The sequence below is a fragment of the Microthrixaceae bacterium genome (assembly GCA_016702505.1).
Classification (GTDB): Bacteria; Actinomycetota; Acidimicrobiia; order Acidimicrobiales; family Iamiaceae; genus Aquihabitans.
In genome coordinates this window covers 55,922-80,278 of the sequence record JADJDU010000011.1, presented here as the reverse complement: position 1 = coordinate 80,278, position 24,357 = coordinate 55,922, and the positions used below count along the sequence as shown (strand labels likewise).

The window sequence follows — 24,357 nt, the reverse complement described above, 5'->3', positions numbered from 1 at the left end:
GACCGGGGACCAGGCCCCGGACCGTTCCCGCCAGATCGGTGCCCACCTCGATGGTCGAGCTGACCTACCACATCACCTGTCGTGTCGATGGGGCGACTCGCCAACAGCTTCAGTTTCAGGAGGCGAGCAAGTTGCACGCCAAGCCGGTCGACTACGCTCGGTGCGGGGCAGGCGGAGAGAGGGCACACCGAGTGACCGTCGATCGGTCCAGCCGCCCCCATCCCGCACAGGTGCACATGGCCTCCTCATCAGATCAAGACCGCATGGCCAGCGTCGACGTCGTGGTCGGGAGGAACCCGGTTCGAGTGCCCGAGCCGATCTTGGGCACGGACGCGGCCCCCGGTCCTGGGGGCGATCCGAGTTCGATGTCGCCATCGTCGGGTTCGGCCGCGCCGGCTGCACCGGTCGGGTTGGTCGGGCTCGCTGCCTTGGGGCAGATGGCGGCGTCGGCCTCGGGGGCGACCGAGGTGGGTGAGGTGCTGCGGGTAGGCGCATCGCTGTTGGCCGACACCCTCACCGCCTCCCACGCCGCCGTATTCGAGCATCACGAGGCCGCTGGTGTGCTCCAGTGCCGGGTCGGGGTGCTCAACGGAGTTCTGGCGAGCGATTCGGGTGCCGCGCTCTTGAGGCTGCCCACCGGCCGAGAGTCGATGCCCGGCTACACCCTGCTGGCCGGCCGTACCGTCGTGACCACGGACCTACTGGCCGATCGACGGTTCGTGGCTCTGGCCCCGGCCCTCGGTGTGTTCGCCCGGTCGGCCGTGAACGTACCGCTGGGTTGGCCCGGTCACTGGTGGGGCGTCCTGGGTGTCTACGGGCATGACACCCGGGTCTGGACCGAGGGCGACGTGGCCATGGTCGAAGCAGTTGCCGCCATCATGGCCGGTCTGCTGCGGGCCACGGCCAGTGAGCTTTCCTCGTCTCGGTTCGAACGCTATGCCGACTTGGCTACCCGGGCCAGCGGCATGGGTCGATGGTCCTGGAACGCAGCGCGAGGCGAGATCACCCTCGATGAAATCGCCTTGTCCCTCTTCGATCCGGCGCCCGATCCGAGCCACCGGTCCCTCCATGGCCGTACCGAAACCATCAGCCCAGGGTCGGCCTCGGATCGGCTTGGCTCGGCCGAGACCGGTGAGGTCCGGTCCAACCCGTTCGAGGCTGGGTCGCCGACCCGGACCGTGGGGGTGATCGACACCGATTCGTTGCGGCTTCAGGTCCACCCCGCCGATCGGGCCCGAGTGGTGGCCGCCGCCGCCCAGGCCGTGCGAGATGGAGACGCGTTCCACCTCACGTTCCGTCTGCTCGACGGCGATGACGGGCGTCTCCCCCAGGTCGAGAGATGGGTGGAGTGCCTCGGTCAGGCCTGTCCTGAGGAAGCCGATCGCGACGGGGTCCAGTGCATGGTCGGTGTAGTGGCCGACGTCACCGGACGTCGGCTACGAGGCGAAAACCAGGCCCGTCTGGCCATGGAGCGCATGGCTCGCATGCGCGCCGAGGAAGTCGTCGAATCGCTTCAGTCCACGCTGCTTCCCGGTGACCTTCCAGATGATCCGGTCCTGGCCTTCGCCGCCAGGTACCAGGTGGCCTCACCTCACTCCGCGGTGGGCGGAGACTTCTACGACGTCATTGACCTCGAAGGAACCGGCTGGGGGGTGGTGGTTGGAGATGTTTGCGGGCGTGGTCACGATGCCGCGGCCTTGGCTGGGGTGATGCGCCACAGCGTCCGGGCCACAGCGATCAACAACCCTTGTCCTGGCGAGGTCCTTGCCCGGACGAATCGGGCGGTGATCGACCAGATGGACGACTTCCGATTTGCCACCGCGACCTACCTGCACGCCACTGCGGACCCAGCCGCGGTTGCCGGCGCCGCGGAGGGTGCCCGCCGGGCAGAGGGCTTGGACAAGGCGGCGCTCGGCGTGTCTGCGGTGGTTGCCATCACGGTCAGCAGTGCAGGTCATCCCCGCCCCGTGCTGGTGCGAGCCGACGGACGGGTCGAGGTGCTCGACTGCGGAGGCGTGGCCCTCGGTGTGGTGGCCGAGCCCACCTTCACCGAGGTCGTGGCCACTCTCGGTCCTGGCGATTCTGTGGTGCTCTACACCGATGGGGTGACCGATGCCCGAGGCCCCGACGGTCTGTTCGGACAAGACCGGCTCCTGGCTGTCCTGGCGTCGATGGCGGGACGAACACCCGACTCCATCGTTGGCGCGCTCGATGACGCCGTGCGTCGCCATCGTGCCGGCGCTGATGACGACATGGCCGTTGTGGTGGTCCAGATCCGGAATCGAGCCGATCTCGTCGACTCGGCACCGTAAGGGGACGCGCCGATAGCGGACCGACCCATAGGTACGGCATGGTCAAGCAGAGGCAGAGCCTCGGTCTGATCAACCTCGCAGAGACGACGACCGGACCTATCTGCTCAGGTTCGATGACACATGACCCGACCGCTCGGGGCGCTGGTGTCCCCGACGCGAGTAGACACTTCGAGATGGCTCCCCATGACGTTCCGTCGGCTTCGGCCGACGACCACCGCTTGGCCGCGGAACTGGCCCATGAAGCCGGACGGCTACTGGTGTCGATCCGCCATGACATGGCGGCGGCCGGCGCGTCAGCCGCCGAACTGAAGACCGCCGGCGACCAGCAGGCCCACGAACTGCTCATGGGACGACTGGCTGGCGCCCGTCCCCACGACGCCGTCTTGTCCGAAGAAGGGCGCGACGGGGTCGGCCCCGCCGATACCGGCCGCCTCGACGCCGAACGGGTTTGGATCGTGGACCCGCTCGACGGCACCCGGGAGTTCAGCGAACCCCCCCGGGAAGACTGGGCGGTCCACGTAGCCCTGGTGGTGGCCGGAGTTCCGGTGGCGGGGGCCGTGGCCCTTCCCGCCCAGGGGATGACGTTGTCCACGCTACAACCACCAGCCCTTCCCGCTCCGCCCCCGGTGCGCCCTCGGGTGATCATGAGCCGCACCCGTCGCCCCGCAGTAGCCACCTACCTGGCCGAGTCCCTCGATGGAGCGGTGGTCGAGATGGGGTCCGCGGGAGCCAAGGCCAGCGCCGTGATGCTGGGCAAGGCCGACATCTACGCCCACAGCGGCGGCCAGTACGAGTGGGATAGCTGTGCTCCGGTTGCGGTGGCCCGCGCCGCCGGGCTCTGGACCAGCCGTCTCGACGGAACCCCGCTCGTCTACAACAACGCCGATGTGTTCATGCCCGACCTGTTGATCTGCCACCCGGTTATGGCCGATGCGGTCAAGGCCGCGCTTGCGGACTTCCAAGAGGCCTGACCTGGGTCCGGGTCCGGTCCGAACCACTCGATCGAAGAGCAACGGTAATTGTTGAGCTAATTGGTCAGGAATTGAGACTCGCCGCTACGCTCGCCCCCGACCCCAACGGGCGAGGTCCCAAAGGCGCATGGCACACACCTACGAACTGACCCACCTCAAGGCCCTAGAAGCCGAGGCCATCCACATCTTCCGCGAGGTCGCCGCCGAGTTCGAGCGGCCCGTCCTGCTGTTCTCGGGCGGAAAGGACAGCATCGTGATGCTGCACCTGGCCCAGAAGGCGTTCTGGCCCGCCCGCATTCCGTTCCCGGTCATGCACATCGACACCGGGCAGAACTTCGACGAGGTCATCGAGTACCGGGATCGCCGGGTCGCCAACCTAGGGCTCAAGCTCGTCGTCGCCTCGGTGCAGGAGTCGATCGACAAGGGCCGCGTCACCGAACAGACCGGGCCCCGGGCCAGCCGCAACCGGCTCCAGACCACCACCCTGCTCGACGCCATCGAAGAGCACCGCTTCGATGCCGCCTTCGGTGGTGCTCGTCGAGACGAGGAGAAGGCCAGGGCCAAGGAACGGGTGTACAGCTTCCGAGACGACTTCGGGCAGTGGGATCCCAAGAACCAGCGGCCCGAGCTGTGGCACCTCTACAACGGCCGCATCAAGCCCGGCGAACACATCCGGGTGTTCCCGTTGTCCAACTGGACCGAGCTCGACATCTGGCAGTACATCGCCGAGGAGGAGATCGAGATCCCGGCCATCTACTACGCCCACCGCCGCGAGGTGTTCCGCCGCGACGGCATGTTGCTGGCCGTCACCCGCCATCTAGCGGTAGATGAAGGCGCCGAATCGTTCGTGACGACCGTGCGCTATCGCACGGTCGGAGATGCCACCATCACCGGCGCCGTCGAATCCTCGGCTGCCACCGCGTGGGAGGTGGTCGACGAAGTGGCCGCCACCCGCGTCACCGAACGGGGCGCCACCCGCGCCGATGACCGTGTGACCGACGCGGCCATGGAAGACCGAAAGAAGGAGGGCTACTTCTGATGGGCCGACCAGTAGTCCAGCGGGTTGACCAGGGAGCACGGGCATGAGCGAACTTCTGCGCTTCGCCACAGCGGGGTCCGTCGACGACGGCAAGTCCACCCTCATCGGACGCCTGCTCTATGACTCCAAGGCCATCTTCGAGGATCAGCTGGAGGCGGTAGAGCGCTCCAGCGAGGCCATGGGCGCGGAATACACGAACTTGGCCCTGCTCACCGACGGCCTGCGCGCCGAGCGCGAACAGGGCATCACCATCGACGTGGCCTACCGCTACTTCGCCACCCCCCGCCGCAAGTTCATCATCGCCGACACCCCCGGCCACATCCAGTACACCCGCAACATGGTCACCGGCGCCTCCACCGCCGACGTGGCCCTGGTGCTGGTCGACGCCCGCAAGGGCCTGGTCGAACAGTCCCGGCGTCACGCCTTCCTGGCCTCGCTGCTACGCATTCCGCACCTGGTGCTGTGCATCAACAAAATGGACCTCGTCGACTGGTCCCAGGACCGCTTCGAGGAGATCAAGGACGAGTTCCGCCAGTTCGCCACCAAGCTCGACATCGCCGACCTCACCTTCATCCCGGTGTCGGCCCTCCACGGAGACAACGTGGTCACCCGGTCGCCCAACTCGCCGTGGTACGAGGGGGCCTCGCTGCTCCACCACCTCGAAGAGGTGCACATTGCCAGCGACCGCAACCTCATAGACGTCCGCTTTCCCGTCCAGTACGTGATCCGGCCCCACTCCGGGGACTGGCACGACTACCGGGGTTACGCCGGCACGGTGGCCGGCGGCGTGATCAAGGCCGGAGACGAGATCATGGTGCTGCCCTCAGGCTTCACCTCCACCGTCGCCGCCGTCGAAACCGCCGATGGGCCAGTGGATGAGGCATTCGGCCCCATGGCCGTCACCGTCCGGCTCACCGACGAGATAGACGTGAGCCGGGGAGACATGATCTGTCGCCCCCACAATCATCCCACCGTTGGCCAGGACATCGATGCCATGGTGTGCTGGATGAGCGAGACCGGCTCCATCGCCGAGGGCAACAAGCTGGTCATCAAGCACACCACCCGCACCGCCCGGGCCCTGGTCAAAGGGGTGCAGTACCGCCTGGACATCAACTCGTTGCATCGAGACGACTCGGCCCACACCCTGTCGCTCAACGAGATCGGCCGCATCCGCCTGCGCACCACCGTGCCGTTGTTCTACGACGAGTATCGCCGCAACCGCACCACCGGCTCGTTCATCCTGATCGACGAAGCCACCAACAACACCGTGGCCGCCGGCATGATCCTGGGCCCGGCCACATGACCGACCCAGACGGTCGGGACGTCCCCGACTCGTCGAACGCCGGGGATCGGAACCTCACCTGGCACGAGGGCGACCTGTCCCGCGCCGACCGGCCGTGGCTGGGTGCCACCGTGTGGATGACGGGGCTGTCGGGTTCGGGCAAGTCCACGGTGGCGGTGGCCTTGGAGCGACGACTGGTGCTGGCCGGTCGCCCTGCTTTCCGCCTCGATGGCGACAACCTGCGCCATGGCCTCAACTCCGACCTCGGCTTCAGTGCCGCCGACCGAGACGAGAACGTGCGCCGGGCCGGCGAGGTGGCCGCCATCCTGGCCGAAGCTGGCGTGGTGGCCATCGTGCCGGTGATCAGCCCCTACCGCGAGGCCCGCGACCGGGCCCGGGCCGCGCACCACGAGCGGGGTATCCCGTTCATCGAGGTGTTCGTGGACACCCCGATCGAGGTGTGCGAAGAACGCGACCCCAAGGGCCTCTACGCCAAGGCCAGGGCGGGCGAGATCACCGGCTTCACCGGTGTGGACGACCCCTACGAGGCCCCGCTGGAGCCCGAGCTGACCCTCACCCCCGATCACGGGGACCCGTACACCCAAGCTGGCATGGTCCTGGCCTTGCTGGGCTGAGCTTGCCGGGGTTGGTGGAGCCGCAGCTTCTCGGGTGGGTCGCGTTCGGGGTGTGGGGTGGGGTCAGTCGGTGACGGCCTGGGCCTGTTGGATGTTGAGAACGGTGGTTGACCGCCGAACGACAGGCGGCAGCGTGCCGGACTGACCGTTGCTGGCCGTCCAGGTCAGTGCCCAGACCACGGTGGCCGTGGTGGTGAACTGGCCGTGACGGTCATAGGGGCCAGAACAATCTGTGCTCTGGTCCCGATGGGACAAGGCCGGGTCGTAGCGGATACCCCCGCTGGGGCAGGTGAGGGTGGTGCCATCGCCCATGTCAATGACCAGGTCTCCCGGTGTGGCCGTCAAAGTCGCCGACAGCCCGGGGATGGAAGCGGTGACCGAGCGGGCGTAGTGGGTGTTGGACCAGAACCACACCGGAAGCCCGACCAGCTGGGTGCCACCCACCGGGGGCGAGGTAGCGATGGCTGGCAACGGGATGTTGATGGTGGCCCGGGCCATCTCGATCATCATGGTGAGCGGATCGACCTCGATCTCACCCACCGCGGTGTCGATGATCCACGCCACCTCCTGGTTGTCGGCGATCCTCACGCAGTACTGCCACGCCATGGTTTCGGTGGGGGAGACCGGGTTGAAGATGGCGCTGAACGAGTCGGTGTTGTCGATGAACGGAGACAGCTCCAGCGGCATCACCGTGCAGTCCCGGTAAACCGGGTCAGATTCCTTCCCCGTAGTAAGCAACGCCGGCCGAGCCACCTCAACCCGCCCCACAACCACTGAGTCCCGGTCTGCGATGACCGAGTCAGCCGTTGCCGACGAAGTCCACAGGAGTGTGAGGCTCAGCCCAGTCGCGATAGAGGTGATGATGCGGTTCATTGCCTACAGCCTTGCGAGTCTTGCCATTCGTTCTTGGTGGTGTGGTCCGATAAGACCCAGCGACCATCGACTCTGACTAGGGCTGCCTCGGTCAACTTGGAGACAACGGCGCTATTGATGATCCGGCCTGTCTGGACTTCCTTGACAATGGAGTCGTCAACGTGACAAGCCATGACGGTTGCAGTTGAGTCCGATAGAGCCACAGATAGAACCTGGGTCTCGGGCCAGTGCCCCGATGGTCCGATACTGCTCTGAAGACCCTCGGCGAGGTACTTGGACAGCACCTCTGCGGCCAGATCAAGGCTGGCACCCTCAAGGTCCTGTGACAGAGTTGGGTCGTCCGTGTCCGGATGGCTAAGGCGTTCGAAGTACCGGGCCATGATGGCGACGTAGGCGGCGGATACTTCGTCTTCGGGGGTTGGGGGCGGGGTGGGTGTGGTCGTGGTTGGGGCAGGGTCAGGGGCGGAAGTGGTGGCGGCTGCCGAGGTGGTGGGCCGGACGGCGGCGGGGGAATCGTCTTGGTTGGAGCACGCGGGGATGAGCGCTCCGGCAATGAAGGCGGCCAGGATTGCGGCGGCGCGGATGGTGCGGGGCATCGGGGACCCTTACCCAATGCTCGCGAAGGTCAATCGCCCGGGGCAGCGAAGATCAATCGCACCGGGGTCACGGTGGTTGATCGCCCGTGATAGCGGCGGTCAGTCGCCCTGGGGTCGCGGCAGTTGATCGGCCGGGGTCACCAAGGTCAGGCGCCCGCTATACCGGGGCGGCAATCGCCGGGATCAGGTGGCGTTGGGGCGAGCCCCGGCTTGGCCTAGATCCTCGGTGTCGGGAGACGCCTCGTCGTGGGTGAGGGTGGCGGTCTCGAGGATCTCCATGGGGACGAGGTGGCGGCTAACCCACCAACGCCCGGGCTGATCAGCCCACACCAACATGGGGGGCAAGATCACCAGGGCGCTGAACAGGGCCACCACCACGTTCATAGCCACGATGATCCCGAAGTCGCGCAGGATCGGCAGCGACGAGGTGGCGATCACGGCCACACCCGAAACGGCGGCCAGGCCGCTCACGGCGAAGGCCCGTCCGGTTCGGGCCGCGGTCACGTGGACGGCGGCATCGGGGGCCAACCCTCGGTGCCGTTCCTCCACGAACCGCAACAGGATCAGTGACGTGAACTCGGTGCAGATGGCGATCACCAGGGGGCCGCCCACCGCGGTCATGGGGCTCAGCTTGAGGCTGAACGCCCAGGCCACCAGCGAGGCGGCGCCGGTGGCCACCAGCACCGGGACCAGCGAGAGCAGGGATCGCCACACGCTGCGCAGTCGAATGGTGAGGAACAAGAACACGAATACGAGCGCCAGGTAGGTGAGCTCCACCCGGTTGGCCTCCAGGTTTTGGAGCAGCCCCACGCCGACCACGGCCAGGCCTGACGGGGTGGCGCGGACTCCTTCGGGCGGAGCGATGCCGTCGTCTCCGGTGTCGGCGAGGCGCTCGCGCATGTCGTCGACCATCACGGCCCGTTCCTCGAGCGACTTGGGCTTGGTCACGAACAACAAGTTGACCGCGGCAGCCTCGGTGTTGACCGTGAACTCCTGGATCGACTGGGGAGCAGCCTGGTGGGCTGCCTCCATCAGGGCACCGGTCGGGCTGAAGTCGTTGGCGCCCTCGACGTCGACCAGGAACGAAAGCGGGGTCAACAGGTTGGAAGCGACCAGAACCTGATCGGGGTAGCGCTCGGCACTGTCGTCGGTGAAGCGATCTATCCACGCCGCGGTCTCGTCGGTGAAGATCTCTTCGGTGCTGTCGGCCTGGACGAACACGCCGAGTTCAGAGGACACGTCGGCACGCTCTTCGAGGGTGGCCACGTCCTTGCGGTTCTGGGACTGCTGGTTGACCCACTGGACCGGGTCGGTCTGGAGGGTCAGGTCGTCCTCGACGGCCATACCACCCACGAACACGGCCAGCGACAAGATGGCGAACGGAACCGCGGCCTTGGGCGAGATGGCACCCAGCCACCGGACGAATCGTCCCAGCGTGCCTTCACGGAAGTCCTTGCCGGTGGTGGGGGAGCGGTATTCGCGAGCCCCAAGCGCGGCCAACGGCACGAAGATCGAGCACATGCAGATGACGGCGATACCCACCGCCAACAGCAGGCCGAAGGCCCGGATCATCGGGACCTTGGCGAACATCAGGGCCGAGAAGGCGAACACGGCGTCGAAGGTGACCACCAGCAGCGCCGGCCCCAGGTTGCGAGACGTCTCCTGGATGGGATGGTCGGCCCGGTCTATCAGCACCTCCTCTTCAACGCGGGCGTGCATCTGGATGGCGTAGTCGATGCCAACGCCGATCATCACCGGTAGGCCGGCGATGGTGACCACGGACAACGGGATGCCCAGGAACCCGGCCAGGCCGAAGGCCCAGATCACGCCGACCACGATCACGGCCAAGGGCAGCAGTCGCCAGCGCACGTCGAACAGGACCAGCAGGATCAACATCATCACGGCCAAGGCGATGCCACCGAGGCGCAAGATGCCACCCCGCAGGTAATCGTTGAGGTCCTTGAGCAGGACGGGGGCGCCGGTGACCAGGACCTCGCCACCTTCGAGGTCGTGGCGTGCCCACGCGTCCTTCACCGCCACCGCGCCCACGCCTTCTTCCTCGATGGACGCGTTGCCGGTGAGGCGAACCACCATCTGAGCGTGGCGGTCGTCGAAGAAGAATGACCGCAGCGGCTTGCGGATTTCACCGGTGTTGTCGATGAGCAGCATCTCGACCCAGTCGGGGTTGTCGAAGCTGCGGTCGGCGTCGGGGGCCAGGAACGGCGCGATGCGTTCGGTGGTCTTGGCCATGTCTGCTTCGCGCAGTTCGACAGACTTCTCGTCGCCCGCTTCCTTGGCGGCCTCGGTGGCCGCGGTCAGGGTGGCGTTGGCGATGGAACCGATGGGGTCGAACACCTCGGCGTTGGTGGGGTCGGCGGGGGTTCGGGCCAAGAGGTTGGCGCTGTACTCGAGCCCGTCGAGCGGTGAGACCACGGTGCGGACCTCGGGTACGTCGGCCAGTTCGGCCTTGACCTGGTCGAAGATCTTGCGGTTGGCGGGAGATGCCAGTTCGGCCACAGAGTGGCCCTCGTCCATGGTGAACAGCACCACCATGATCTGTCCGCCGAAGAGCTTCTGGTACGCCACGTTGTCTATGGCGACCTGGTCATCGCTGTTCAGGTAGCTGTCTTGACCGGTGGCGAACTGGAGCTTGGTCAGGCCCATACCCATGATCAAGGTGACCAGCAGACCTATTACCGAGACCAACCCGGCCCGCTTACCGAGTTGAACCGCCAGAACTGACCAGAACCTGCGCACGTTGGGCCTCCGACAGGTCGACGACAGGATTGATCGACACTAACGCTGGCGCGCCCTCACGCACCGAACCGAACGACGGTGACCGATGCCACGCTCCGTGGCCTCACCCAAAGCGTCCGTCATACCACCCTCCGCTTCTTCTAGGTTCGGTCTCGATGAGCATCCCCGGAGTAGGGCCGGTAGGAGCAGATCAGCCGACGGCCGTGGTCCACGTGGTGGCCAAGACCCACCTCGACCTCGGCTTCACCGGCCTGGCCACCGACGTCGAGCTGCGGTACCTGACCGCCTTCTTCCCCAAGGCCCTCGATGTGGCTGCGGTGCTACGAGACCGAGGTGGGCCCGAACGGCTGGTGTGGACCACCGGATCGTGGATCCTGCATCGGGCCTTGCAGGGCGGAGGGCGAGCCGCCGGCGCGTGGCCGCCGGGATCGAACGGGGTGATCTGGCTTGGCATGCTCTTTCCGTCACCACCCACACCGAGTTGATGGACGCCGGACTGGTCCGCAGCGGATTGGGGATCAGCTCCGAACTCGACCGGCGCTTCGACCGGGCGGGCCCGTCCCGCCGAACCATTGCTGTCAAGATGACCGACGTCCCCGGCCACACTCGCAGCCTCGTCCCCCTGCTGGCCGCAGCAGGCGTGCGATTCCTGCACATCGGCGTCAACCCGGCCTGGCCCGTCCCCGATGTCCCACCGGTGTTCCGGTGGCGGTCACCCGATGGCTCCGAGGTGGTGGTGGCCTACCAGGCCGGTGGTTACGGCGGGACTGTGCGCGTACCCGGATGTGACGAGGTCCTCACCTTCCTCCATGCTGGCGACAACCTGGGCCCACCCAGCGTGGGGCAGGTCATCTCGACCCACCGAGACCTGGCCGCGACCTTTCCCGACGCCGAGATCCGGGCGTCCACCCTCGACGACTTCGCCCGGGCCCTGTTCGCGTCGGGCGCCACCGCCGACCTGCCCGTGGTCACCGCCGAGATCGGAGACCCGTGGCTGTTCGGCGCCGGGTCGGACCCGGCCAAGGTGGCTGCCTACCGGCACCTGTTGCGAACCCGGCTGGTGGAACGGGAACGGCTGGAAGCCGACGGCGAAGCGGTTCCGGCGCCGTTCGAGCGTGTCGACCGGTCCCTGTTGTTGGTGGCCGAGCACACTTGGGGTCTCGACCAGAAGGAAGCCCTCCCCGACACCACCCACTGGGATCGGCCCGGGCTGGCCAAGCTGCGCTCCACCCCGGAGGCCAGGCGTTTCGAACGGTCCTGGGCCGAACAGCGCGCCTATGTGACCCGGGCCGCCCAACAGCTCGCCTCGTTGACGGCAAGGGCTACGGGTGGCACCGCTCCGGGCCGGGAGTCTCGGCTGGTGTCGCCGGCTTCACCGAGGGTGGAGGCAACGTCGGTGGTTGGTGGGGTTGGTCGGGTTGGTGCAGTTGACGAGCCGGCGGGCGACGCGGCCCAGGTGGGGTCATCGGCTGCGCTCTATGAGTTGATCCGTCCAGCGCCCACGCCCGCGCCCGGACCCGGCCGGTCACCGTTGGATATGGATCTGGATCTAGAGGGTGCGGGCGTTGGTGATGGTGCTGGCCGGGTCAAGGCCGGAGAACCGGTCTCGGTCGGTACCTGGCGGTTCACCGTCGACAGCGCCGGTGCCGTAGTGGGTCTGGTCGATGAACGGTCGGGGAGAGTGTTGGCCGACGCCGACCATCCCCTGGGGCTGGTGCGCTACCAGTCCTTCGACGCCGCCGACTACGAGCGGTTCTACGCCGGGCTCGCTCCCACCCCCGACGACGAGTGGTGGGCCCGCTGGGACAACACCAAGCCCGGCATCGAGACGACAGCCGCGGCCCGATCCGGGCTGTGGACCCCAACCGTCACCGACATCGCCGTGTCCCTCTCCGTTTCGGGGTCTATGGGCGGTACCAGTGCCGCGCCGATGGCTGGGCCCGTGGCCACACCGCGGACGGGAGCGATGACGGGAGCGATGGCCGGAGCGGGGAACGGTCCGATGCCGTCGTTGTGGATCCAGGTCCGCTTCACCGACGAGCTGTCCGAGGAGCTGGGCGCGCCACCCCAGGCTTGGATCTGCTGGGAGGTCGGGCCGAACCTCACCGCTTCGCTGTGGTGGGACCACAAGCCCGCCAACCGTCTTCCCGAGGCGCTGTGGTGGACGTTCAACCCGCCCGTCGACCACCCCGAGAACTGGACGATGGACAAGCTGGGCCAGCCGGTCTCACCGCTCGACGTCGTCCGGCGCGGTGGCCGCAGCCTGCATGCCGTTGGCGAGGGTGGCCTCACTTACCAGGGCCCCGACGGTGAGTTGCGCCTGAGTACTCCCGACGCCCCGCTGGTGGCACCGGGACGACCCAACCTGCTCGATGCCGACCCGCCCGTACCCGACATGTCCGGTGGCTGGCACATACTGCTGGCCGACAACTGCTGGGGTACCAATTTCCCCATGTGGATCGAAGGCCCAGCCCGCTACCGGGTCACAATGTCCGCAGCCGTGACCTCGGGACCTGATCTTGGGTCATGACCTTGGGACATCTCAGGTCAGGTCGGACAGTTCGGACAGGGCGGCGCGCACGCCGGGGGTCTCGGCGCCGATGGTGGTGCTGTCTCCATGGCCGGTGTGCACCACCGTGTCGGCGGGAAGGGGGAGCAGTCGATCGGCGATGCTTCCCAAGATGGTCGGCCGGTCCGAGAACGACCGTCCCGTCGCCCCTGGACCCCCGTTGAACAGAGTGTCACCCGAGAACAGGACCCCGTCGGCCTCGCTGTAGAGGCAGCACCCGCCCGGGCTGTGGCCCGGTGTGTGCAGGACTGTGAGCGTGGTGCCGCCGACCTCGATCAGTTGGCCATCGGCCAGGGTGGCATCGGCGGGCCGATCCGGGTTGACCACCTGCCACAACATGGCGTCGTCGGGGTGCAGCCACAACGGACCGCCGGTGGCGTCGGCCAAGGCCACCGCGGCGTTGATGTGGTCGTTGTGGCCGTGGGTGCACACGATGGCCACCACCCGTCGGCCGTCGATGGCTTCCACGATGGGATGGTGGTCGTGGGCGGCGTCGACCACCACCACCTCGGCGTCGTCGCCGATCAGCCAGATGTTGTTGTCGACCTCGAAGTCCTGACCGTCAAGGGAGAACGTGCCCGAGGTGACCACCCGTTCGATCCGGGCCGTCATGACCGGGCCTCGCAGTCGATGACCACCACAGACCGGAGGACCTCGCCCCGTTCCATGCGGTGGAACGCCTCCTCCACGCCGTCCAGGCCGATGGTCTCGCTCACGAAGCGGTCCAGGTCCAGGCGGCCCTGGAGGTAGAGGTCGACCAGCATCGGGAAATCCCGAGACGGCAGGCAATCTCCGTACCAGCTCGGCTTCAGCCGGCCGCCTCGACCGAAGAAGTCGATCATGGGGAGATCGAGACGCATCTCAGGGTTGGGGACCCCGACCTGAACAACGGTTCCGGCCAGGTCCCGGGCGTAGAACGCCTGCTCGAACACCTTGGGGTTGCCGACGGCTTCGATGCACACGTCGGCGCCGTTGCCGTCGGTCAGGTCCCGGATCGCCTCCACCGGGTCGACCTCGGACGCGTTGACGACGTGGGTGGCCCCGAACTCGGTGGCCAGGTCCAGCTTTCGGGCGTCGAGGTCGACGGCGATCACCTTCGACGCCCCCATCAGGCGGGCCCCGGCGATGGCGGCGTCGCCGACCCCGCCACAGCCGAACACGGCCACGCTGTCACCCAAGCCGACCTCTCCGGTGAACATGGCCGCACCCAGGCCGGCCATGACCCCGCAACCCAACAGACCGACCGCCTCGGGCCGCGCCGATGGGTCCACCTTGGTGGCCTGACCGGCGGCGACCAAGGTCTTCTCGGCGAAGGCACCGATGCCCAACGCCGGTGACAGCTCGACGCCGTCCAAGGTCATCTTGTTGGTGGCGTTGTGGGTGGCGAAGCAGTACTGGGGCCGGCCCCGCTTGCAGGCTCGGCAGTCCCCGCACACCGCCCGCCAGTTGAGGACCACGAAATCTCCCGGCACCAGGTCTACGACGTCGGGCCCCACCGATTCGATGATCCCGGCCGCTTCATGGCCGAGCAGGAACGGGAAGTCATCGTTGATCCCACCCTCTCGGTAGTGGAGGTCGGTGTGACACACCCCGCAGGCCTGGACCTTCACCACCACCTCGCCGGGACCGGGATCGGGCACCTCGATTGTGACCACCTCGACCGGAGCCCCCTTGGCTCGGGCCACCACCGCTTTCACCTGCTGTGCCATCTCATCCCCTTCGAGTACCTGGTGAATTGGTCACGTCTCGCCCCGGTCACGGTTGGCTGCCTTGCTGTACAGGGCTTCAGCCGTTCCGTGCTCGGTGAGTCGGCTCACCTTTCGGCTCGCCCACGTGTAGTCGAACTGCGGATGGATCACCCGCAGCGGGGACCGACCATAGGTCGTCGACGGTGCGGTCGTGGCCCGTCCGCCCGCTTGTTTGCGTCAAAAGTCACTCGATGGTGTTTGCGCTAAATGAAGGACCTTGGCAGCGGCCGGCGGGCATGTTCACCATGAGGCGCCCGCCACCTCAGGAAGCCCAATGTCTCAGCTCTGGACCTCGCCGACCGCGTCCACCCCAACTTCCACCCAAACAGCCACCTCGACCGCCGATCCGAACCAGACCCGACTATCCGCTGTCGACATGTCGGCCCGGGGTGGCCAGCGCAGTCGGGTGCTGGCCGTGGTCCTGGCGGCGGTCTCGATCGGTCTCGTGGGGGCGATGGCCGTGATCCCACCTTCGCTGAGCCAGGCCGATGGTGCCATCACCGGGGGCTCGTGCGCCCCCGGCGTGGGAGTGACCGTGGTCGTCGACTTCACCAGCCTTCCCGGTGGGGTGGTGGTGGGCTGCGCCCCCGGCCAGCAGGCCTCCGGTTTCGCGGCGCTCACCGCCGCCGGCTTCACCACCGGCTTCGAAGGCGGCCCGGGCATGGCCTGCACCATCAACGGCCAACCCGCCGAGGGCTACCCGTACTGCTGGACCACCGGCGGCTATTGGTCGTATTGGAAGAAGGCCCGAGGCGGGTCGTGGGGCTTCAGCCCGACCGGCGGTGCGGCCGGCCCCATCCCCGTCGACGCCATCGAAGGGTGGTCCTGGGCCGGTGGGTTCAAATCCACTGCCCCCGGCGCTGACGAGGTGACGGCCCCACCCACAACCACGACCACCACAACGACCACGACCACCACAACGACCACGACCACCACAACGACCACGACCACGGTTCCCCAGGGCACCGTGACCGGATCCACGGTGCCGTCCACCACCACGAGCACACCTGGACCCGAGACTTCAGCTCCCGGATCCAGCGTTCCCGGAACCAGCGTTCCCGGAACCACTGGCCCCGGATCCACCGATCCGCAGTCCACCACCACGGTCGGTACCGGCTCGACCCAACCTGGCGGCCGACCTCCGAGCGCTGGTGGCGTGAGCGGTGGTTCCACCGGTGGCCGGCCGCTGCCTCGCACCGGGTCGGACACTCAGACCTCGACGGCGCTGGCCGTCGCCGCGGTGGCAGCCGGCGGGGCGGCCCTAGCCATGGCCACCCGCCTCCGGATGACGCACCGCTAACGGGCCCAAGGCCTGTCATTCCCAGTGGCCGAACCCTCGGCCACCCCGTACCCCACAAGGAGCAAACCCCCCATGTCCACCCGTCGAACCGTCGCAACCCTTGGTGCCGCAACCGTCCTGGCCGCGGGTCTCGGTGGCTGCCGCATCACCGGCTGGAGCGATACCCCGTCCCACGCGGTCGCCGCCACCGCCGCCACCTGGTTGGCCGGGCAGCAACTGCCCGACGGAAGCTTCGAGGTAGCCGGCTTCCCCGGGTTCGAAACCGCAGACGCCGTCATCGCCATCGCCGAGAACGCCCAGACCGACGGCTCCTGGAACCAGGCCCTGGCCCTCAGCGCGGTTCAGGCCACCCAGAACAACGGCAACGACCCACTCGACGCCCTCGACGATCAGGCCGACGGCACCCTCAACGCCGGCTCCGCAGCGAAGATCACCGCGCTGGTGGCCCTGCCCCTCGGTCTGTCGCCCACAGCGTTCGACCCTCAAGGTGACGGGGCCCGTGACCTGATCGCGGTCATCGATTCGGGCCTTCAGCCCAACGGGTCATACGGCGCCTTCGGAGCAACCCTCATGTCTGCCATCGCCAAGAAGGCATCGGGCGGATCCGTGCCTGCCACCACCTTGGCCTACATCCGTGCGGCCCAGAAGGCCGATGGAAGTTGGGACTACCTGGGTGACCCATCGGGTACCGGAACCGACGTGGACACCACGTCTCAGGCCATCATCGCCCTTGGCGCGGCCGGGCTCGACGACACCGATGCCGACGTGGCCGACGGCCTCGACTTCCTGGCCAACCAGCAGAGCGCCAGCGGAGCGTGGCAGGCCTACGGCACCGATGACCCCAATGCCACGGCCATGGCCACCATGGCCATCACCGGCGCTGGCCACAACCCGCTCAGCGCGTGCTGGCGGAACAAGTTCGCCCCGGCCAAGTCCGGTGATCCCTATGTGTCGCCCACGACATGGTTGGCCAGCCAGCAAGCCATAGATGGTCACATCACCAGCCCCAACGACGGCTGGGGTCTCAACACCTACGCCACCTCGCAGGCCATTCAGGCCCTCCGTCGCCAGTGGATGCCCGCTACCGCCATCTCGGCCCGACCCTGCTGATCGCGGCGGCGAGAGCCGACTGCATCTCCGAGCTGGCGGGCTCGGCGTGATCGCGACCCGGTGGTGTCCCCTACGCCACCGGGTCGCTTCCGTTGGCGCCCGAATTCGCCCGGGTGGGTCGGCTCGCCTGTTCGCTCGCCTCCTTGGCGGGCATGGATTGGAGGGCGGAGAGCCATCGCCCCTAGGTTCGGTCCGCCTGGTGTAGGGAATCCGGTTCGAATCCGGAGCGGTCCCGCCACTGTGACCCCGACGACCGACTTGCCGGGGAAGCCAGACACCTCCCGGGCCCGTGGGCACCGCGTCCACGGCCACGAGGATGGAGGTCTCATGGACTCAGGCGTTGCGTCGGAACTCAACCTGAAGCAGGTGGCCAACCTGCTCGACGTCCACTACATGACCGCCTACCGCTACGTGCGATCGGGGCGCCTGCCGGCCCGTCGGGTCGGTACCGCGTGGGTGGTGGACGCAGACGACGTGGCCGCTCTGCTCACCCCCTCGGCCACGGGCGACGAATCCGACCTGGTACGCCGCCTCCGAGACCGACTCATCGAGGCCGACGAACCCGGTGCCTGGCTGGTCGTCGAATCCGCCCTGGTGGCGGGGTGGGAGCCAGAGTCGGTGCTGGTCGATCTGGTGGCCCGGGCCGTGTATGCCACCGACGATCCCTCCGACCTGGCCTCGTCTCGCCTGGCGGTGGTGTCGGGCACCCGCATGTCGGCTCTGCTGACTGCCCGGTTCCGGCGTCGGGGTCGCACCCGAGGATCGGTGGTGGTGGGGGCACCAGCGGGCGAGAGCCACGGCTTCGGGCTCACCGTCATCGCCGACGTGTTGCGTCTCAGGAACTTCACCGTTCTCGACCTCGGCACCGATGTCCCCGCGGCCGTGTTCGTGGCCGCTGCCGAGCGGGCGGATCGCTTGACCGCCGTCTGCGTCGGAGTGACGCACGCGCCCCATCTCGACGATGCCCGAGATGTGGTCACCACCCTCAAGTCGAGGTTGGAGACGACCACCGTGCTGGCCGGCGGTCAGGCTGTGGCCAGCCCGGAGATTGCCGAATTGAGCGGCGCCGATGGCTGGGCTGCCGACGCCCGCGGTCTGGCTGAGTTGATCGAGGGCCTCGTGCCCAAACCCACCCGCCAACCCGTGACTGCGTAGATCAGGCCACTACGAAGTTGACCATCTTGGCGGGTACCGCGATCACCTTGCGGACCGTCGCCCCATCCAACAGGGCCGCGACCTTGTCATCGGCCCGGGCCGCCGCCTCCAGAGCGGCAGCATCGGCATCAGCGGGAACCGTGATGCGGGACCGCACCTTCCCGTTGACCGAAACCGGAACCTCGACTGTGTCATCGACCAGCCACGACGGAACTGCCACCGGGAAGGGTTCGTAGGCCAGCGACGTGGGATGTCCCAGCCGGGCCCACAGCTCCTCGGCCACATGCGGGGCTACGGGGGCCAACAGCAGGGCCAGAGGCTCGGCCACGGCCCGGGGCACGCCACTATCGGGGAAGGCGGAGGTGAGGTGGTTGGTGAGCTCGGTGATCCGGGCGATCGAGGTGTTGAACCGCAACGTCTCCATACCCTCGCGCACAGCGTCGATGGCCCGGTGCAAGGCCCGAGTGGTGGCCTCGTCGGGATCGCCGTTACCTACGCGCAGATCCCCGGACTCTTCGTCCACGAACAACCGCCACACCCGCTGGAGCAGGCGGTACATGCCCACCACCGCCGTCGTGTCCCAGGGGCGGCTGACATCCAGCGGTCCACTGAACATCTCATAGAGCCGCAGCGTGTCGGCTCCGTAACGCTCACACATCTCGTCGGGAGCCACCGCGTTCTTCAGCGACTTGCCCATCTTCCCCAGTTCCCGCCGCACCTCCGCGTCGCCCAGGAACCAACGACCGTCCCGTTCGGTCACCTCGGATGCCTCCACGTAGAACTCGCGGTCGTCCAAGTAGGCGTAGGCCTGGATCATGCCCTGGTTGAACAGGCGTCGGAAAGGCTCACGAGAGGACACATGGCCCAGGTCGAACAGCACCTTGTGCCAGAAACGGGCGTAGAGCAGGTGGAGCACGGCGTGCTCGACCCCGCCCACGTACAGGTCGGTGCCGCCGCAATCGTCGTCGTCGGTCGGCCCCATCCAGTAGCGCTCGTTGACCGGGTCCACGAACGACTCGGAGTTGGCAGGATCGCAATAGCGCAGCTCGTACCAGCACGACCCGGCCCAGTTGGGCATGGTGTTGACCTCGCGCCGGTAGGCCTGGGGCCCGTCACCGTCGCCCAGATCCACGGTGACAGTGGTCCAATCATCCACCCGACCCAGCGGCGGCTCGGGCTCGGAGTCCTCGTCATCTGAGGTTCGGGGAGTGAAGTCCTCCATGGGGGGCAGTACCACCGGCAACGCCGAGGCGGGCAGGGCCCGAGGCTCACCATCGTCACCGAACACGATCGGAAACGGCTCCCCCCAGTAGCGCTGACGACTGAACAACCAGTCCCGCAACTTGAACTGCACCGTTCCCGTGCCCAGGCCAGCCGACTCCAGCCAGGCGGTGATGGCGGCCTTGGCCTCGGCCACCGCCAGGCCGTCGAGGCTCACATCGGAGTTGGCCGAGTTGGTGGCCACCCCGTCACCGGTGAAGGCCAGCGGCCACGTCCCGGCCGGAGCGCCGGCCTCAACCCCGTTCTCGGCTCGCCACGCGTCGGTGGGGGAGACGACCTCCACGATGTCTAGGTCGAAGGCTCGGGCGAAGTCGAAGTCTCGTTGGTCGTGGGCGGGAACGGCCATGATCGCCCCGGTGCCGTAACCCATGAGCACGTAGTCGGCAACGAAGACCGGGACAGGTTCGCCGTTGACCGGGTTGGTGGCGAACGAGCCGGTGAAGACCCCGGTCTTGTCCTTGGCGTCGGCTTGGCGATCCAGATCCGAACGGTTGCGGGCCACGGCCACATAGGCCTCCACCGCCTCGGCCGGGGTGGCGGCACCGCCGGTCCACGACGGCGAGGTGCCCTCCGGCCAAGCCGAAGCGGTGAGCCCTCCGACAAGGGGGTGCTCGGGTGCCACCACCATGTAGGTGGCGCCGAACAAGGTGTCGGGCCGGGTGGTGAACACCTCCAGCGGACCAGCCGGGGTGGAGAACGTGACCTGGGCGCCGGTGGAGCGGCCTATCCAGTTGCGTTGTTGGGTCTTGATGGCCTCGGACCAGTCCAACAGCTCCAGATCGTCGATGAGGCGGTCGGCGTAGGCGGTGATGCGCAGCATCCACTGCTTCATGGGGCGCCGGAACACCAAGAAGTTTCCCCGCTCGCTGCGCCCGTCGGCGGTGACCTCCTCGTTGGACAGCACCGTTCCCAGACCCGGGCACCAGTTCACCGGCACTTCAGCCAGGTAGGCCAGACGGTGGGCGTTGAGCACGGCCCTCCGTCCGGTCGCATCGAGGTCGCTCCAGGAGCGGCCGCTCGGGTTGGTGCCGGGATCGGGCTGACGGGTGCCGGCATCGAGTTCGGCTTCCAGCTCGCTCACCGGACGGGCCCGGCCGCCGTCGTCGGCGGCGGTGTCGTACCAGGAGTTGAAGAGCTGGAGGAAGATCCACTGGGTCCAGCGGTAGTAGTCCTCGTCGGTGGTGGAGATGGACCGCCGCGGGTCGTGGGCCAGCCCCAGGCGCCGGAGCTGACGACGCATGTTGGCGATGTTGGTCTCGGTGGTGACCCGGGGATGGGTGTTGGTCTGTAGGGCGTACTGCTCTGCGGGCAGACCGAAGGCGTCGTAGCCCATGGTGTGCATCACGTTGTGGCCGGTCATGCGCAGATACCGGGCGTACACGTCGGTGCCGATGAAGCCGAACGGGTGGCCCACGTGCAGGCCAACCCCCGACGGGTACGGGAACATGTCGAGCACGTAGCGCTTGGGGCGGTCGGCCACAGCCTCGAAGCCCTCGCTCAACGCTCCCACCGGGTTGGGGGTGTGGAAGGTGCCCTCGGCCTCCCAACGATCCTGCCAGCGGGCCTCGATGGTGGCGGCCATGGATGCGTCGTAGCGGTGAGCGGGCTGGTCGGTGGGAGAGCGGTCGGCCATGGTCGATGACGGTACCCGTCCGCCTCCGCGGCCTCCGAACGGGAGCGGGCCGGGGTCAGGCGCGCCACGGTCTCGGTGGTCAGGTCCCGCCTGGGTCCCGACCCCTGACCCGGCCGATCAGATCCATAGCCACGGGCACCGGATCGGCATCGAAGCGAACCCTGAAGGCATGGATCTGAGTCCACCCAAGTGCATCCAGCGCGAGGTGACGGGCGATGTGGGCGTCGACGCCATCAGGATGGACCGAGGTGGCAACAGCCACGGCGTCGACACCGTCACCCACCACCAGGTCCACCGTCCAGCGTCCTACCGGGTAATCGATCCGTACCACCACCCCGGCATCGATGATCACCTCTGCTAGCTGGTTCCGCCACTTCTGCGCCTGTCCCGACGCGGTCCCACTGCCGCCGCAGCCCGCGACGGCGGGGGGAGGGGTGACCGCCCAACGCAGGTAGTCCGCGAAGAGACCAGCGGGTGGGTCCTCGGCGGTGGCCAAAGCAACCAGGTGCTCGCGGGCCCGGGTGACCAGAACGTTGAACAGGTTCGGATCCTCCAGAAACGCTCGGCTGCGGCTGGCTGTCGCCTCGACTCCGAACGATGCCACCACCGCGTCGCATTCGCGCCCCTGGAACCCGTGAACCGTACCCACCTTCAGTCGACCCGACGTCACCAGGTTCTCGAACTCGGGCCGGTCCAGGCCCGCCTCCAAGGCGTCGACCTGAGCCCGATATGGGCTGATCAGGCCCAACGACCACGACGGATGAGAGCGGGCCAGGTCAAGGATCGACACCAATGCCGCATCGACCTCGGCCTGGTTGACCCCATCCGTTCTGGACCCCGCGACCCTCTGTAACACGATGGCAAGTCGAGTCTCGTTGGCGGGGTGGCGGGTAGCGATCGTGAGCCGATCCCCGTAGAACCGCTCAGCCGAGAAGCCAATTAGGTGCGGAACCGAGCGGAAGTGCTCGTCCAGAAAGGTCACCGCTGCCACCCCCGCGGCTAGATCGAAGGCGCTCATCCGTCGCACGTCGAGGCGATCCACGGGCAGGAGGACCGTCGGAGTAGTGGAGGGCACCTCGGACCCGGTGGCCGGCAGGGGCGTGGCGGTCGCGGGATCGGTGGCGGCGATGGCGGCTGATACCGCCTCGTCGGACAGGAACGACACGAACCGAAGCTGGCGGGGATCTCCGACCACGACCAGGCGTCGAGCCCTCAACAGGGCCGCCGCACCCGACACCTGATCGATCTGGGATGCCTCATCCAAGATCACCAGATCGAACTCACCGGCACGCGGCGGAAGCAGGCCCTCGATCTGATCCAGCGTGCCTACCCACAGCGGCAGCGCCCGGGTGAGGGTGGCCACGTCCACACCCAGTAGATGAGCCCTACGCCCCGCCCGCCCCGCTCGCAGAGCGGTGGCCAGCGCCGCTACCTCCCTTCGTTCGTCGGGGCCAGGTCGACTGGTCACTTCCTCGGCCAAGGCCTCGGCCCAAGCCTTTCGGTGGGCGGCTGTGGCCTCGACCAGCGCGGCCCAACGCTGCTCGTCGAGTGCCTCGTTGCCGACGCGGGCCCGTGCCGCCCGGTCGCGTAGGGCGGCGACACGAACGGCCTCGAGAACTTCAGCTAGCGCGGTGGCGGTATCAGCGCCCACCAGGCTCCGGAAACGGGCTTCGGCCCGCCGACGCCTCCATCCCGCCAGAAGGCGCCGGGGTCGGTCGATGGCATGGGCCAACTGCTGGGCCTCGGTGGGGTCACAACCGTCATCGGTCTCGAACAGCCGGGGCGCGGCCAACGATCGGGTGGTGAGGTTCAACAGTTCCTCGGCCCAGTGCTGAGCATCGATCACCAGGTCGAGCTCACCCGCCACGGCCGCCCTGATCTGACGTTGGCGGCCGTCGGCATCAACGGCCCGGTGGCGGCCAATAGGGGTATTCACGGCCCCCAGCCCATCGGCCAGCTTGGCCGCCAACGCGCCAGCCTGGCGACCACCCCCGAACAACACGGGCGTCGGTCCACCCATCTCGTCGAGAAGACCGGCCACCACCTCGGCCGCGGTGACGGATCGGGTGGCCACCAACACCGACTCTCCCCGGGCCACCGCGTCGAGCGCCACCGCCGCGGCGGTGTGGCTCTTCCCAGTTCCGGGAGGACCCGACACCACCGTCACCCCCGCCGTGCGGGACCGGTAGACCACCTCGGCTTGCGCCGTAGTGAGGGGCACGGGTGGCAGGCGATCGACGCTATCGGCAGCCTCCGGATCGGTCTCTGCTGGGGGATCGGGACGAGGCGCGTACAGCGACGCGAAAGCTGTATCTGCAACCGCTGGTGTCATCGCCCAACCCCGCAGTGCATCACGGGGTCGGCCCGGATCCAGGGGAACGTCCGCGTAGGCTCCGAATCCGGTGACCGCGACCAGCCCGGCGTCACGGCCCCGCGCCACGGTGCGTGGATCGGTACCTGGACCAAGCATTTCGGTTACCGGCGGCAGTCTCGATGCAGCGATCACGGCGTCGACCCAGGCCCGAAGGTTGGTCAGGCGGGACATCAGCTCGGGAGCTATGTCATCGGCGAGCACCCCACCGCCCCACTCGATTGAGCTCTCCAGGCCCGCCCCGTCTTCAGCCAATGGCCACAGGTCCCACGGTCCCACACCCTTGATCGAAACCTTCCGTTGCCACAGCCTTTCGTCACGAAGCCAGCTCCCAGCCGCAGGGCCGACGGCTTGGCCGAGTGGATCGTTGATGGTCAACGGGCGAGAAACGAGTGGCAGGCATAGATGTCGCTCGGCACCATCTATCTCGGCGGTGCCGGCGATCCACAACCAACCCAGTCGAAGGTCGGTCGACTCGGGGTTGACTGCGTCATAGCGGTGCAGTGCCCTCAGTGCCGGGGTCAGAGGTCGGACCAGGCTCTCGGGTTCGGGCGTGAAGGTGTCCTCCGCCCGGCCGGAAAAGCCAAGCCAGGCCATCGGCGGGTCCGCAGGCCTGGTCACATCGAAGCGGGGAAGCCGACGGTCCGGTGCCAGGCGGGCCAACACCTCCAGAACCTGCCTGACGGTGGCGTCGCGCCCGTCTCGGGACGTGCCGGTCATGGCTG

At 67.7% G+C, this 24,357-nt stretch carries 17 protein-coding genes and 1 riboswitch; of the genes, 10 read left to right on the top strand and 7 right to left on the bottom strand.

The window, feature by feature from the left end:
* The first annotated feature begins 263 nt into the window (after positions 1–263).
* From IPG97_12520 to cysC, 5 genes are all read left to right on the top strand, one after another.
* Positions 264–2,312, top strand: a complete 2,049-nt coding sequence (locus IPG97_12520) for a SpoIIE family protein phosphatase (protein MBK6857337.1) — start codon at positions 264–266, stop codon at positions 2,310–2,312.
* Positions 2,313–2,485: 173 nt separating this feature from the next.
* Complete coding sequence (locus IPG97_12515; GenBank protein ID MBK6857336.1) at positions 2,486–3,283, top strand: 3'(2'),5'-bisphosphate nucleotidase CysQ; 798 nt, start codon at positions 2,486–2,488, stop codon at positions 3,281–3,283.
* A gap of 127 nt (positions 3,284–3,410) precedes the next feature.
* Entirely contained in the window at positions 3,411–4,322 is a 912-nt protein-coding gene (gene cysD / locus IPG97_12510) for a sulfate adenylyltransferase subunit CysD (GenBank protein MBK6857335.1), read from the top strand.
* A 43-nt stretch (positions 4,323–4,365) separates the two neighbouring features.
* Positions 4,366–5,625, top strand: coding sequence for a sulfate adenylyltransferase subunit CysN (cysN, locus tag IPG97_12505; GenBank protein ID MBK6857334.1), 1,260 nt, complete (start codon positions 4,366–4,368; stop codon positions 5,623–5,625).
* A complete protein-coding gene (cysC, locus tag IPG97_12500) occupies positions 5,622–6,239 on the top strand; it encodes an adenylyl-sulfate kinase (protein MBK6857333.1) in 618 nt (205 codons plus the stop codon). Before cysN ends, cysC begins: the two co-directional genes overlap by 4 nt.
* Positions 6,240–6,302: 63 nt before the next feature.
* Here cysC and IPG97_12495 read toward each other — a convergent pair whose 3' ends face one another.
* The 3 genes from IPG97_12495 to IPG97_12485 form a co-directional block, all read right to left on the bottom strand.
* A complete protein-coding gene (locus IPG97_12495) occupies positions 6,303–7,112 on the bottom strand; it encodes a hypothetical protein (protein MBK6857332.1) in 810 nt (269 codons plus the stop codon).
* Positions 7,109–7,708, bottom strand: coding sequence for a hypothetical protein (locus IPG97_12490; protein ID MBK6857331.1), 600 nt, complete (start codon positions 7,706–7,708; stop codon positions 7,109–7,111). The genes IPG97_12495 and IPG97_12490 overlap by 4 nt, the downstream gene beginning before the upstream one ends.
* A 183-nt stretch (positions 7,709–7,891) precedes the next feature.
* Complete coding sequence (locus IPG97_12485; GenBank protein ID MBK6857330.1) at positions 7,892–10,465, bottom strand: MMPL family transporter; 2,574 nt, start codon at positions 10,463–10,465, stop codon at positions 7,892–7,894.
* Positions 10,466–10,620: 155 nt separating this feature from the next.
* Here IPG97_12485 and IPG97_12480 point away from each other — a divergent pair, with 155 nt between their 5' ends.
* Together IPG97_12480 and IPG97_12475 are read left to right on the top strand one after the other, a co-directional pair.
* The gene (locus IPG97_12480) at positions 10,621–10,950 is read left to right on the top strand and encodes a hypothetical protein (protein ID MBK6857329.1); all 330 of its coding nucleotides are present in this window, start codon (positions 10,621–10,623) and stop codon (positions 10,948–10,950) included.
* Positions 10,881–12,995: a DUF5054 domain-containing protein gene (locus IPG97_12475; GenBank protein ID MBK6857328.1), complete on the top strand. Its 2,115-nt coding sequence runs from the start codon at positions 10,881–10,883 to the stop codon at positions 12,993–12,995. Before IPG97_12480 ends, IPG97_12475 begins: the two co-directional genes overlap by 70 nt.
* A 12-nt stretch (positions 12,996–13,007) precedes the next feature.
* Here IPG97_12475 and IPG97_12470 read toward each other — a convergent pair whose 3' ends face one another.
* Both IPG97_12470 and IPG97_12465 read right to left on the bottom strand, forming a co-directional pair.
* Positions 13,008–13,646: an MBL fold metallo-hydrolase gene (locus IPG97_12470; protein ID MBK6857327.1), complete on the bottom strand. Its 639-nt coding sequence runs from the start codon at positions 13,644–13,646 to the stop codon at positions 13,008–13,010.
* On the bottom strand, positions 13,643–14,743 hold the full coding sequence (locus IPG97_12465) for an S-(hydroxymethyl)mycothiol dehydrogenase (GenBank protein MBK6857326.1): 1,101 nt from the start codon (positions 14,741–14,743) through the stop codon (positions 13,643–13,645). The genes IPG97_12470 and IPG97_12465 overlap by 4 nt, the downstream gene beginning before the upstream one ends.
* Positions 14,744–15,056: 313 nt before the next feature.
* On the opposite strand from IPG97_12465, the gene IPG97_12460 reads away from it, so the two are divergent.
* The 3 genes from IPG97_12460 to IPG97_12450 all read left to right on the top strand — a co-directional run bounded on the left by IPG97_12460 (position 15,057) and on the right by IPG97_12450 (position 18,347).
* Entirely contained in the window at positions 15,057–16,082 is a 1,026-nt protein-coding gene (locus IPG97_12460) for a hypothetical protein (GenBank protein MBK6857325.1), read from the top strand.
* A gap of 72 nt (positions 16,083–16,154) precedes the next feature.
* Positions 16,155–17,192: a terpene cyclase/mutase family protein gene (locus IPG97_12455; protein ID MBK6857324.1), complete on the top strand. Its 1,038-nt coding sequence runs from the start codon at positions 16,155–16,157 to the stop codon at positions 17,190–17,192.
* 171 nt (positions 17,193–17,363) lie between these two features.
* Positions 17,364–17,493: riboswitch (cobalamin riboswitch) on the top strand.
* Between the two features lie 26 nt (positions 17,494–17,519).
* Positions 17,520–18,347 (top strand): cobalamin-dependent protein, encoded by an 828-nt coding sequence (locus IPG97_12450; protein ID MBK6857323.1) that lies wholly within the window; start codon positions 17,520–17,522, stop codon positions 18,345–18,347.
* A 1-nt stretch (position 18,348) separates the two neighbouring features.
* Here IPG97_12450 and IPG97_12445 read toward each other — a convergent pair whose 3' ends face one another.
* A complete protein-coding gene (locus tag IPG97_12445; GenBank protein MBK6857322.1) occupies positions 18,349–21,261 on the bottom strand; it encodes a leucine--tRNA ligase in 2,913 nt (970 codons plus the stop codon).
* 79 nt (positions 21,262–21,340) lie between these two features.
* Positions 21,341–24,352, bottom strand: a complete 3,012-nt coding sequence (locus tag IPG97_12440) for an AAA family ATPase (protein ID MBK6857321.1) — start codon at positions 24,350–24,352, stop codon at positions 21,341–21,343.
* Positions 24,353–24,357 lie beyond the last annotated feature (5 nt).